Consider the following 12,402-nt stretch of genomic DNA (forward strand, 5'->3'; position numbering starts at 1 on the left):
CAAAGTTTTATAATTAACAAGATTCGCTTAGCGCCTATAAAGATTGAGGTTTTGATCTTTTCGCTAAATGAAGAAAATACTGATTTTAATGAAGAAAAATTAAATAAATTTTTAACGATTTGAAGCTTGAGCTATTTTTTCTAACTCCATATACCAATCTTCTCCAAATTTTCTAATGAGTGCTTCTTTTACAAATTTATAGATAGGAATTTGAAGTTCTTTACCGAGTGTGCATGCATCATCACAAATTTGCCATTTATGATAATTAACCGCTGAAAATTCGCTATAATCTTTTATGCGAACGGGATATAAATGACATGAAAGGGGTTTTTTCCAAGCAATCTCACCTTGATTATAGGCTTCTTCGATACCACAAAGTGCTACTTTTTTATCATCAAAAATCACATAAGCACAATCTGCACCATTAATTAAAGGTGTTTCTAATTCGCCATCTTCGGTTGCAACATAAGCTCCTTGAGATTCAATTGCTTTTATACCCTCTGTACGTAAAAACGGTTTAACTTTTGGATATATGTCTTCAAGAATTTTGGCTTCGTCCTTTTCTAAAGGTGCACCAGCGTCACCATCAACACAACATGCGCCTTTACATGCAGAAAGATTGCACATAAAGTCTTTTTCAATAACATCTTCTGAAACAATGGTTTTACCTAACTGAAACATAAAAAGAATACTTAAGTGGCAAAAATAGAGAAACTTTCGATTTATTATGTCTTGTTATTTAATAATTAATATAGACCTTTGCAGCGCATTAAAAACTAAAAATCATGCAATTTAACTTTAAAGAAATATTTACAGCTTTTATGGTATTGTTTGCCGTAATTGATATTGTTGGTAATATTCCTATTGTAATTGATTTACGTAAAAAAGTAGGACATATTCAAAGTGAAAAAGCTTCAATTATTGCTGGAATTATTATGACGCTTTTTTTGTTTTTAGGAAAAAGTATTTTAAACCTTATAGGTATTGATGTTAATTCTTTTGCGGTTGCAGGGGCGTTTATCTTATTCTTTATTGCTTTAGAAATGATTTTAGGAATTACCCTTTATAAACAGGAAGATACCAGCCCTCTGACGGCTTCTGTTTTCCCTCTGGCCTTCCCTTTAATTGCTGGCCCAGGAAGTTTAACCACATTACTTTCTTTACGAGCAGAATTTAACATAGAGAATATTATTGTGGCGATTATACTTAATGTTATATTTATTTATATTGTTTTAAAAACGTCTTCTAGAATAGAACGCTTTTTGGGACCAAACGGAATAAATATTATTAGGAAAGTATTTGGTGTTATCCTTCTGGCAATTGCTGTGAAGCTATTTGCTAACAATATAAAAGTATTATTTAATTAACTTTAATATATGAAATATCCAGAACTAAGAGTATGGCCTTAGAAAAGTCTTTTATATAGATGTTACCTTTTGAAAAAAATAAATATGCCCTCATGAAATATTTTGCCATCACTATTATAATTATTGCCGCAGTTTTAGGGGTTTTTAATGTGTCTAAAATTGATACGCAAGCTCCTTTTGAAGGTGAAAGTATTATTGCTCTAATTACATTGTTAGCATCACTTTGTGCTATTATTTTGATGTGGATTTTATTAGTTTCTAAGCGGATAGAAGAAAAAGTAAAAAAGCACCGTTAAAACATGTATGATGCTTTAATAGTTGGTGGTGGCGCTGCAGGTTTATCTTGTGCATTAGTATTGGGGTCTGCAAAAGAAAAACCTTTTGCAAAAGATAAAAGGGTTTCTATTATCACTCACCAAAAAACATCCCACTTACAAAACGCTTTATTTAATAATGTTCTAGGTTTAGAACCTGAAACTACTGGTGCTTCTATATTAGAAAGCGGTAAAGAACAACTATCTCAGTTATATCCTCATATTGAACAAATTGAAAATGAAAAAGTTTTAGCTATTAATAAGTTAGAAAACTATTTTGAGGTAAAAACTAATAAAAGCAGGTATACTGCTAAAATTGTTGTGATTGCTGTTGGTTATACTAATTTAATGCACATTAAAGGTTTGGAGCAATATGTTGAGCCTCATCCAAGAGCTGCTATTGAAAAAAACCGTATCTGGTTGAGAAACACAGATCATCTTATTGAAGAGAATTTATATGTTACTGGAACTTTGGCTGGTTGGCGTAGTCAATTTGCTATAGCTTCTGGAAGCGGCGCTCATGTTGCCACAGATATGCTAACGCTGTGGAATGACGGGAAACACACGAAGGTGCATGATAAAGTTGAAGGTTAATTATTTTCCTTCACTCAGCTTAATAACCTCATCAATCATAATATCGCGTTGATTGAAAACTTCTTCGAAAGCGCCGTTGCCAAAAAGTTGATCGGCTAATGTTGCTTTTATGTATTGTCTTACCTCGTCGTAGTAAGCAACGAAAGTTATTTTAGAGTCGGTACGGACATTTAAATAATCTTGAAAGGACATGACAAAATCGTCACTTATTTCGTAGTTATTTATAAAATCATCTCTCGAGATACCATCATAGAGATGTCTGTCTTTTTCTAATTCTTCAAACACGAAATAGCCTATAAATCCGCTACGCTGCAGGTAAGTCAATGTCTCATTGTACATGCTATTATCTATTGGCACAAACACATCTGGAATGATGCCACCACCACCATATACAGTTTTACCTTCAGGGGTTTTAAATTTTAAAGAATCAGCAACTTGTATTTTTTCAGGGTCAAGTAATTCGCCACTCTCCATACGTTCAAAATACTCGTCATAATAATCCTTGTTGCCATTTTCGTAAGGCCTTTGAATAGAGCGCCCCGTTGGTGTATAATATCGTGAAACCGTTAAACGAACAGCGCTACCATCTCCTAAGTCCATTTCTCGTTGTACTAACCCTTTGCCGTAGGACCGTCTTCCAATAATAGTTCCTTTGTCATTATCTTGAAGTGCTCCAGCAACAATTTCGCTAGCAGAAGCAGAGTTTTCGTTTATGAGTACATAAACCTTGCCATCTTCAAAATCACCTTCACTTGTAGCAAAACTTTTTTCAATATTACCGCGCTTGTTTTTAGTGAATAAAATGAGTTTATCATCTTCCAAAAACTCGTCGACCATACTTTCAGCAATATCTAAAAAACCTCCTGGGTTATCGCGCAGGTCTAAGGCAATTTCTTTGGCACCTTCATCTATAAGCCTATCTAAGGCTTCCTTGAATTCTTTGTATGTAGATTCAGCAAATCGATTGACTTTAATGTAGCCTAATTTTTCGGTGAGCATGTAAGCGGCATCGACACTTCTTATTGGAATCCTGGCTCTTTTAACAGTAACATCTAACAACCTAGGCTCTCCTTTTCTAAATACTTTTAAATCAACTTTGGTATTAATTGGACCTTTTAATTTTTTTATGATGTCGCCATCATTTATGCTATCACCAAAAAGAGAATCGCCATTAGCCATGATGATTCTGTCCCCTCCAATAATGCCCGCCTTTTCACTTGGGCCATTTTCTAACGACCTAATAACCGCAATGGTATCTTTATAAGTGTAAAAGCTTACGCCGATACCTACAAAATCACCTTTCATATTTTCAGAAACACGTTCCATATCTTCTTTAGGGATATAAACCGAATGTGGGTCTAAATTTTCCAGAATACCATTAACAGTAACATCCACAATACTATCTGTATTGATTTCATCTACATAATCGTAATCTATATAATCAATAAGTCTGTTTAGTTTGTCTTTCTTACTATTTGTTGAAAATAAGCGGTCTGGTGAGTCGGTGAAATTTAGTTTCCCACCAACAAAAATACCTGTCGCTATAGCAACACCTACAAGTAATGGTAAATATTTTTTTTGGTAAGGCATTATGCTTTTAAGTCTTCAATTAATTGTAATTCTATCCCAGCTCTTTTTAAAAATTGTAATCCGGAATCATCTTTATATGCTTTATTATATACAACACGTATTATGCCAGCTTGATGGATTAATTTACTACATTCCTTACAAGGTGATAACGTAATGTATAAGGTAGCCCCTTTACAAGACTGTGTAGATGCTGCGACTTTTAAAATTGCATTAGCTTCTGCGTGTAAAACATACCATTTGGTATAGCCTTCGTCATCTTCACAAAAGTTTTCAAAACCAGAAGGTGTTCCGTTGTAACCATCAGAAATTATCATTCTATCTTTAACAATTATGGCTCCTACTTGTTTGCGTTTACAATAAGATAATTTACCCCATTCTTTAGCAATTCTTAAGTATGCTTTATCGTATTTAAGTTTTTTCTTTTCCGGCATTTATCTTTTTTCTGATTCTTTTGTGCGAATCTATATAACGAATATACTGGCTTCGTATTTTAATTACAACGTATGATAGTTAAAGTTTTATGAAAGTTTAGCTCAGGAAGTCACTACCAAGAAGCATAGGAATTACAAGTCCTATTACTATTGCAGATACAACCATTACCCAATCGCGTTTAGAAAACCTGAAAATGGTCTGTCCGAGATACCCTAAAAATAACACAATAAATACAATAATAACTTGTGAAAGTTCTATACCAAGCGCAAACTCAAGAAGTAAAACCAGTTTATTATCAGATTCTCCTAAAAACATACGGAACTCTCTCGCAAATCCAAGACCATGAATGAGTCCGAAAAACAAGGTGGTAAAAAATAAAACACCAACACGCTCTTTCTGTGCCCCTTTACCTGCTGTAAAAACATTAAAAACAGCGACTATTAAAATGGTGATGGGTATTAAAAATTCTACTAATTGCGCATTTACGCTTACAACACCATAGGCAGCTAAAACAAGTGATAGCGTATGACCCAAAGTAAACATAGAAACTAATAACAATACGCGTTTCCAGTCTTTAAAAACATACGGAACGGTAAGGCTTATTAAAAAAAGAACATGATCGTAAGCGTTAATATCTAGAACATGGTTGATTCCGTATTCTACATTAAACCAAAAATTTTCAAGCATACTATTGATTTTTTCGAAGTGGATAAATATACAATTTCTACTGAAATTTTTAGAAACGTGCTGCTATATTTAGGAAAAATTAACGCACTATTTGTAATACTTCCTTCTTAACTCCAGAAATAAAGCAATAAAAATCTGTATTTTACTATCATCGAATATCTTATGAAAAATTATGACAAACGAACTATTCCTATATCTTTGTAATATACCAATGAAAAAAATCTACTATGAGTGCTAAGTTTTTAGGCATCCTATGCTTGCTAATTATTTGTTTTTCTTGTAAGAATACTCAAGAAGAAAATCCCCGAGAAGTTGTTGAGGAAAAACAAAGCGAAGCGATTACCGAAAGTGATATTTCTAAGTTAGATTTTATTGAATTTGTTCCTAGCCAAGAAACAGAAAAAATAACCGAAAATTGGCTAGAGTATATTCAGCTAAAGGAGCAAGTTTCGCTCATAAAAAAAGGAGATTTCAGCTATTTTAATGATAATAAAGAGGCAGTAGATGAACTTTTTAAGTCCATAATTGAAACAATACCTGAGGAATTAAATAACAGCTCTATACTTGCAAGAATAAAAACTGTTGAAACTAAAATTTACAAACTTGGAAGTTTTGCGAATCTAGAAACAACTTCGAAAAAAGAGCTATTGTCAACGATTAAAGAGTTTTTGATATCTATTTCTAATCTAGACCTACAAATGAATAAAACCATTGAATTAGAAAATCAAAACATTGAAAAGCCCTAAATATTATGAAAAAACTACTATTCCTACCACTATTGATTTGGTCCTTAAGTGTACAGGCGCAATATAATCCTGATGCACCTTGGATGAAAACGCTTAATGTTAATTCAAAGCAAACAAACTTAAAAGCTAAAAAAGCTACTTTTCAAGAAGTTGTAAGTGCCTTTAATAAATATTGGGAGACGCATGATGCAAGTATAAAAGGTAGCGGTCATAAACCATTTAAGCGTTGGGAAACCTATTGGCAAAATTTTGTAAAAGAAGATGGTGCTTTACCTACTGCTGCCGAGTTATGGAGTGTTTGGCTTGAAAAAGAGCAGTCGAACCAAAGCAATCTTTTGGTAGATGTTAGTAATTGGCAACCTGTAGGTCCTTTTAGCCATACAAATACGGGGTCTTGGAGTTCTGGTCAAGGGCGGATAAATGCCATAATTGTTGACCCAAATACTTCAACAACATATTACGCAGGCGCTCCAGCAGGAGGGATTTGGAAATCTTTAGATTCAGGATCTACTTGGACACCGCTGTCTGATGATTTACCTCAAATAGGTGTGTCTGGTATTGCCATTGATTATGCCGATTCTGATATTATATATATTGCTACTGGAGATGATGATAATGGGGATACATCCAGTGTTGGTGTTATGAAATCTACAAATGGCGGATCTACATGGGATACTACTGGTTTGAATACAAGCATGAGTAACCGACCTACAAATATGAATGATATTTACATGCATCCTTCTAACTCTAATATGCTTTGGGTCGCAACTAACAAAGGTGTGTTTAAGACTATTGATGGAGGCACAAATTGGGATAACACTAATGGAACTGAAAACTTAAACATAAAAGATATAAAATTAAAACCGGGAGACCCAAATACCATTTATGCAGTTACAACTAATTCGCTTTACGTGTCTAACGATACAGGCGAGACCTTCACTAATACTGGATTTGGAGCTGGATTGCCAGCATCATCTAGTCGTTTGGTTATTGATGTAACACCAAACAACAGCAATGTTATTTATGTTTTAAGTGCTATAAGTAATGCATTTCAAGGGATTTACAAATCTTCTGACTCTGGTGTAAACTTTACCGAGAAGGATGCTAATGTACCCGCCACAATTCCAGATTACGATGATGACCTTTTTGACCATAGTACCCAAGCTTATTACGACATGGCTTTGGCAGTGTCTAATATTGATGAAGATGAAATATATGTGGGTGTTTTAAATATATGGAAGTCCATTAATGGTGGTACAGATTTTACTAAAGTGAATAATTGGTCATCACCAAATGCAGCTTCATATTCTCATGCCGATATTCACTTGTTACGTTTTTATGATGGTACTTTATTCGCGGGTACTGATGGGGGCTTTTATAGAACTACCGATGGAGGAACTAACTTTACCGATTTAACCAGTGGACTTCAAATAGGTCAGTTCTACAGGTTAGCAGTATCCAATCAGTCTTCTCAAAAAATGGTGGGAGGCCTGCAAGACAATGGTGGTTATGCCTATAATAATAGTAATTGGCAAGTGTATTATGGTGCCGATGGTATGGATACCGCTATAGATCCTATTGATTCAGATTTAATGTTTGGATTTATTCAATATGGTGGGGGATTATATGTTTCAGAAACAGGGGGCTCAGAGCGAAGTTATTCAATTCCTGTACCTGAAGAAGAAACAGGAACAAATGATAGCGGTGGTAACTGGATTACACCATTAGTTATGAATCGTGATGGAGAGTTGTATGCAGGATATTCTAGCCTTTATAAGTTATGTGGTTCAGGTTGGAGTAAAATATCCCCAAGTTTTGGAGCTAATAATAATATAGATGTTTTAGAAATAGACCCAATTAATACTGATAATATTTTTGTAGGTTTAAATAAGGATTTAAGAAAGAGTATAGATAAAGGGTTTTCGTTTTTAAATGTCGAAACCTTTGCATCAAACATCACATCTATTGAAGTTAATAATAATGACAATAATATTGTTTATGTTACTACTTCTGGGTTTGGAGGTGATGTCTTAAAATCTATTGATGGCGGACTTTCATTTAATAGTATAAAAGGGACTTTGCCTAATGTGACAAAAAACATTATAAAACACCAAGGTTTGCATAGCGACAACCCCTTGTTCTTAGGAACAAGTCTCGGTGTTTATAGGTATGATGATGTTTTAGGAGATTGGGAAGCATTTGAAAACAACTTACCAACAGTTCCAGTAAGAGATTTGGAAATCAATATCAATGATGGTAATATTACTGCTGCCACTTATGGTAGAGGTATTTGGCAATCTAATATACCAACGGAGTTCGTAAACAAAGAAATTAGTTTAGTTGCGATTAATGATGCTAAAGCTCGTGTATCTTGTGGTAGTTTAAGTAACGTTAAAGCATTGGTAAAAAACTTAGGAACTAATAATATTAATTCTGTACAAGTAACTTACACTTTAAATGGCAATGCCAGTAATACGGTATGGACTGGTACTATAATTCAAAATGAAACATCTTTAATAGATATTCCATTAATTCCTTTAACCGGTAGCGGTTTACAAGAATTAAAAATAAATACGACAATTGCGAATGATTCCTATACTAGCAATAATGAATTGATTACTACTTTTTACGCCAATGAATCAGGGATCTTAAATTCGGAAAATGATTTTGAAGACCCATCAGATGCGTTAATTGTTTATGATGAACTTGGTGCTTGTTCTGGCTATTGGGAACGGGGAGAGCCAACAGGCACACTCTTGGGCACCGCAGCTTCTGGAAGTAATGTTTATGGAACAAATTTAACAGGAGAGTATGATAATGCTGTAAAAAGTTATTTAGTTACCAATTGCTATGATTTATCTGTGTTAAGCAATCCCATATTTAAGTTTAAAATGGCTTATGATTTAGAATTTAATTGGGATATTATGTATGTGGAGTATACTACAGATTCAGGCATTAATTGGAATGTTTTAGGATCAGCCAATGACCCAGATTGGTATAATAGCGACAAGCTTCCAGGTTCTAATTGTTATAACTGTCCAGGAGCTCAGTGGACAGGAACAAATGCATCTATTCTTGATTATAGTTATAGCTTAGCGGCACTAAATAACGAGAGCAATATTGTTTTTAGATTTGTATTTCATTCGGATGCTTTTACAACTAATGAAGGTGTTATTATTGATGATTTTAGTATTGAAGGCACATTAAATGTTTCTAGTTTTGATTCTCAGGTTTTTTCAATTTATCCTAATCCGTCAAAAAACATATTTAATATTAAAACAAAAGCAATTTCTAACTTTGATTTTAGTGTAACAGATATTACTGGTAAAATGGTAATGAAAGAAAGACGTGTTAGCTCGAAAAATAATGTTCATAAACTGGATATGAGTGCTTATGCATCAGGAGTTTATTTCTTAAATGTAACTTCCGGTAGTGATAAAATCACAAAAAAGCTTATTCTTAAATAGAAAAAAGCGCAAACTTTTAAAGTTTACGCTTTTTGATTACTATATTTTTTAGTTTTTTGGTTGCTCCGCTTGCGCTTGCAACACTTGTTTTTGTCTTAATAATTCGTTTTTGGTAATTTGAATTAAATTAAAATTTGGAGATTCTTTATAGGCCGCATCCAAAATATCAATGGCTGCATCAATATTCGCTTTTGTATCTTTATTATAAACAGATAAAGCATTTAAATATTTAAAAGCAGATTTAAGACTTACTTGATAAGGTGTTTGAGTTTCATAAAAAGCCTTCTTTTCTTCATTTTTTGCATTGGCCAATCCATAAGTTATATGTTTATTGGCTTCATCCAATTTCTGTAATTGCAAGTTAAGTTCGGCTAATTCATAAGCAATAAGTGCATTCGGATTTCTTTTAAACATTTCGTCAAAATGCTGTATAGCTAATTTCGGTTGTTTTACAGCTTTTAAAGCTATTGCTTTAACTTCAACAGCGATATCGGAATCGTCTAAAACTTTATCAATCCCAATGGTATTTAAGGCCTGCATATTTTGTCCTTCACTCATATAAATATATGCTAAAGTATCTTTTCTAGCTTGAGAAGGAGCAATAACATTTAAGTGAGTCATGGCATTTATAATCCCTTGCACATCACCTTGTGCTTTCATTTGCTTATAATAAGCTTCGTAATGCTTTAATAATTCTGTATTACCTTGTGCGTTTAATTGAGACCCAGCTACTAATAAAATCAACACCAAAAATCGTTTCATCTTTATTATTTTAAAATTTTGCTAAAACTATAAAAAATTAACATTTAAACTCTTAAAAGTATGCTAATATTTTATTAATCGATTGCTATTGTTTTCTTTACTAAAATAGCATCGTTAAGTACAAAGGGTTTTGGAATCATATCAGATTCGCGTTCTGGGAGATCAAATAAATCATTATGCAATAAATCATAAGAAGCTTCTAGAATTGTGAAACTTGTTTTTTGATTTTTTGGCACGTTAAATTCCAGTTCTAAAGGCGCGTCATCTGTAACAAAATAACTTAATAATCTGCCTTGATTTGTTAACTTTAAGTCTTTTTTTAGCTCAATACCATTCGCCTTAAATGACGAAAAGACATTTGTAGAATCGGAAAATAGTTCGATTCTATTTACACAACGTTGAGGTGTTATGATAAGTTTTATGTTTCTAACACCGCTGATTATAGTATCATTTATAATATCAACAATAGGTTCGTCGATCACCTTTAGTGATGCTTCTTTAGCAAAGGAAAACCATGAATTGTATTTGCTGTCTATAATCTTATCGTTTAAAACTGAAGCCAATTGTGGATTTTCACCTAATAGGTTTTTAGTCCAATTATCAAGAATACGATCGTAAGTAACCCAATTAGCTTTTTTAGCGTCTGCATTTAAAATATAGAGTAAGCTATTTGGTTTAGGATTTTCTTCTGAAAAACTGGATGCAGAATGAGCTGAAATCATAAAATATAAAAACATGAAAATAAACAGAAAAGACCATCTTTTTTTATGTTTAAAAAACCCAAATACCGAAATAAGTAAACCAAACATTAAAATGGCTAGTGCAGAAGAGCCAACTAGAATTTTCAAGCCTAAACCTACAGGGAATAACTGTAAGAATGGTGAAAATATACTTAAGCAAGGGGTTGCGAGTAATGCTAATAGAATAATATTAGGTTTTGCTTGACGTATTAAAACAAACAAACTTAGTAACCCAAAGATAAGTGGGATAATGAAAAAACTAGCGCCTTCTAGTTTTATGGCGACTCCAATGCAAACAATTAGCCATAACCCCAAGGGGGCTATTAAAAGGTTCGCAACATTATCTGGTTTATATACTTTGTGATAAACAAATAAGGATATAGCAATCGCTAAACACACGAAAGCTGCGATGTAGTCGTGTCCATTATAGGTGAAGCCTTGTAAAATTTCATTGTAATGAGGGTATACTGACTTTATTCCTTCCCAAAGTAGAAAACCAATGACACTAAAAATTATTAATGTGCTTATAAGAGCAATGGAGCCTTTGCCTATTTCTTTGCCAACAAGCACTTTCTTTTTGAAACCATAAAATATAAGTGCTATATAAGTAAGAAGAACCAAAATAGTCATTGGCAGTATCCAAGAAAACGGATATATTACTGTTTTAAATAAGGGGATATTAAAATACACATAGTCTTCGCTACTTTTTAAGGTGCTTAGGTTTGCTTCACTAAAATAATTAAGCAGCGACATTAAATAACTGCCTTGATGCTCTAAAGAATTTCTGTCTATACGTTTGTAATTATCTAAAGCGGTATGGTAATCAAAATGGTCATCAATAAAAGCAAAATTGAATCCGTCAATATCGCCATCTTCTCTAAATACAGTCGAATCCGTATCGTTAGGAAACGTTTTGTAAATGCTATAAAACAGTGAATTACCTACGGGAAACTGTGGATTAGCATTTACATACCCTTTAATTAAATTAGCGTTTCCTTGATTAGTTTCAATAAACATAATGCTAGGGCCGCTACTACCACGAGCTTCAAAATTCACAACTAATCCAACATCTTTTGACCAATGGTGATTATTTACAAAAATATTGGCGCCAGTAAGTCCTAATTCTTCACCGTCAGAAAATAAAATAATAATATCATTTTTTGGAGTTTTGTTTGAATTTAAAAAAGCGCGTAATCCTTCTAGTATTGTTACTACGCCAGAACCTGCATCACTTGCTCCAAATGATGAATGTGGGTCGCTATCATAATGGGTTAGTAAGAGGAGTGTTTTTCCTTGCTCTGTTCCTTTAATCCGTGCCAGTATATTTTTTGCCTTGGCAAGGTTTCCGTTGTCATCAAATGCATAGCCTTCTTGAATTTGAGGTTCAAGACCAAGCGTCTTTAATTCGGCTATAATATAATCTCGAACTTTAGTATGTGCTTCACTTCCTAAATAATGTGCTTCCTTAGAAATTTCTTTTAAATGAATAAGTGCTCTGTGCGTAGAGAATTTATTTTCAGCAGTATCAATAGTACTTATTTCACTAGGAATTAATGCAGAAAAACTCCAGTAAACAGCTGCAAGCATTAATAATAAAGCAATTGCTTTTTTAATCATGTTTTTAATTTTTTTACGATTATAAATGTACATAAATTCAAGATGTTCACATAAACCATATTTTTTCCTTTTAGGAAATCTAAAAA

The 12,402-nt window shown here is 33.2% G+C and carries 11 protein-coding genes; 5 read left to right on the forward strand and 6 right to left on the reverse strand.

Going from position 1 to position 12,402, the window contains the following annotated elements:
* Positions 1–111: 111 nt before the first annotated feature.
* Positions 112–681, reverse strand: a complete 570-nt coding sequence (locus tag AC2D6V_RS05110) for a DUF3109 family protein (RefSeq protein WP_484646972.1) — start codon at positions 679–681, stop codon at positions 112–114.
* Positions 682–785: 104 nt separating this feature from the next.
* Here AC2D6V_RS05110 and AC2D6V_RS05115 point away from each other — a divergent pair, with 104 nt between their 5' ends.
* The 3 genes from AC2D6V_RS05115 (at position 786) to AC2D6V_RS05125 (ending at position 2,275) form a co-directional block, all read left to right on the forward strand.
* The gene (locus AC2D6V_RS05115; protein WP_484646973.1) at positions 786–1,367 is read left to right on the forward strand and encodes a MarC family protein; all 582 of its coding nucleotides are present in this window, start codon (positions 786–788) and stop codon (positions 1,365–1,367) included.
* A gap of 92 nt (positions 1,368–1,459) precedes the next feature.
* Positions 1,460–1,663, forward strand: coding sequence for a hypothetical protein (locus AC2D6V_RS05120; protein WP_484646974.1), 204 nt, complete (start codon positions 1,460–1,462; stop codon positions 1,661–1,663).
* 3 nt (positions 1,664–1,666) lie between these two features.
* Positions 1,667–2,275, forward strand: coding sequence for an FAD-dependent oxidoreductase (locus AC2D6V_RS05125; RefSeq protein WP_484646975.1), 609 nt, complete (start codon positions 1,667–1,669; stop codon positions 2,273–2,275).
* On the opposite strand, the gene AC2D6V_RS05130 is transcribed toward AC2D6V_RS05125, so the two are convergent.
* From AC2D6V_RS05130 to AC2D6V_RS05140, 3 genes are all read right to left on the reverse strand, one after another.
* A complete protein-coding gene (locus tag AC2D6V_RS05130) occupies positions 2,276–3,865 on the reverse strand; it encodes a S41 family peptidase (RefSeq protein WP_484646976.1) in 1,590 nt (529 codons plus the stop codon).
* Positions 3,865–4,296: a deoxycytidylate deaminase gene (locus AC2D6V_RS05135; RefSeq protein ID WP_484646977.1), complete on the reverse strand. Its 432-nt coding sequence runs from the start codon at positions 4,294–4,296 to the stop codon at positions 3,865–3,867. Before AC2D6V_RS05135 ends, AC2D6V_RS05130 begins: the two co-directional genes overlap by 1 nt.
* Positions 4,297–4,393: 97 nt before the next feature.
* The gene (locus AC2D6V_RS05140) at positions 4,394–4,984 is read right to left on the reverse strand and encodes a HupE/UreJ family protein (protein ID WP_484646978.1); all 591 of its coding nucleotides are present in this window, start codon (positions 4,982–4,984) and stop codon (positions 4,394–4,396) included.
* Between the two features lie 227 nt (positions 4,985–5,211).
* Between AC2D6V_RS05140 and AC2D6V_RS05145 the strand changes: the two genes are divergently transcribed.
* Positions 5,212–5,730, forward strand: a complete 519-nt coding sequence (locus AC2D6V_RS05145; protein ID WP_484646979.1) for a hypothetical protein — start codon at positions 5,212–5,214, stop codon at positions 5,728–5,730.
* Between the two features lie 5 nt (positions 5,731–5,735).
* Positions 5,736–9,197: a T9SS type A sorting domain-containing protein gene (locus tag AC2D6V_RS05150; RefSeq protein ID WP_484646980.1), complete on the forward strand. Its 3,462-nt coding sequence runs from the start codon at positions 5,736–5,738 to the stop codon at positions 9,195–9,197.
* A gap of 48 nt (positions 9,198–9,245) precedes the next feature.
* Here the strand turns inward: AC2D6V_RS05150 and AC2D6V_RS05155 are convergent, their stop codons facing one another.
* Entirely contained in the window at positions 9,246–9,959 is a 714-nt protein-coding gene (locus tag AC2D6V_RS05155; RefSeq protein WP_484646981.1) for a hypothetical protein, read from the reverse strand.
* 74 nt (positions 9,960–10,033) lie between these two features.
* A complete protein-coding gene (locus AC2D6V_RS05160) occupies positions 10,034–12,316 on the reverse strand; it encodes a M28 family peptidase (protein WP_484646982.1) in 2,283 nt (760 codons plus the stop codon).
* Positions 12,317–12,402: the final 86 nt, after the last annotated feature.

This window comes from Algibacter sp. YIN40 (assembly GCF_057219435.1).

Coding starts and splice junctions, on each gene's coding strand:
- AC2D6V_RS05155 (WP_484646981.1), bottom strand. CDS start 9,959: ATGAAACGATTTTTGGTGTTGATTTTATTAGTAGCTGGGTCTCAATTA.
- AC2D6V_RS05120 (WP_484646974.1), top strand. CDS start 1,460: ATGAAATATTTTGCCATCACTATTATAATTATTGCCGCAGTTTTAGGG.
- AC2D6V_RS05110 (WP_484646972.1), bottom strand. CDS start 681: ATGTTTCAGTTAGGTAAAACCATTGTTTCAGAAGATGTTATTGAAAAA.
- AC2D6V_RS05125 (WP_484646975.1), top strand. CDS start 1,667: ATGTATGATGCTTTAATAGTTGGTGGTGGCGCTGCAGGTTTATCTTGT.
- AC2D6V_RS05130 (WP_484646976.1), bottom strand. CDS start 3,865: ATGCCTTACCAAAAAAAATATTTACCATTACTTGTAGGTGTTGCTATA.
- AC2D6V_RS05140 (WP_484646978.1), bottom strand. CDS start 4,984: ATGCTTGAAAATTTTTGGTTTAATGTAGAATACGGAATCAACCATGTT.
- AC2D6V_RS05135 (WP_484646977.1), bottom strand. CDS start 4,296: ATGCCGGAAAAGAAAAAACTTAAATACGATAAAGCATACTTAAGAATT.
- AC2D6V_RS05145 (WP_484646979.1), top strand. CDS start 5,212: ATGAGTGCTAAGTTTTTAGGCATCCTATGCTTGCTAATTATTTGTTTT.
- AC2D6V_RS05160 (WP_484646982.1), bottom strand. CDS start 12,316: ATGATTAAAAAAGCAATTGCTTTATTATTAATGCTTGCAGCTGTTTAC.
- AC2D6V_RS05115 (WP_484646973.1), top strand. CDS start 786: ATGCAATTTAACTTTAAAGAAATATTTACAGCTTTTATGGTATTGTTT.
- AC2D6V_RS05150 (WP_484646980.1), top strand. CDS start 5,736: ATGAAAAAACTACTATTCCTACCACTATTGATTTGGTCCTTAAGTGTA.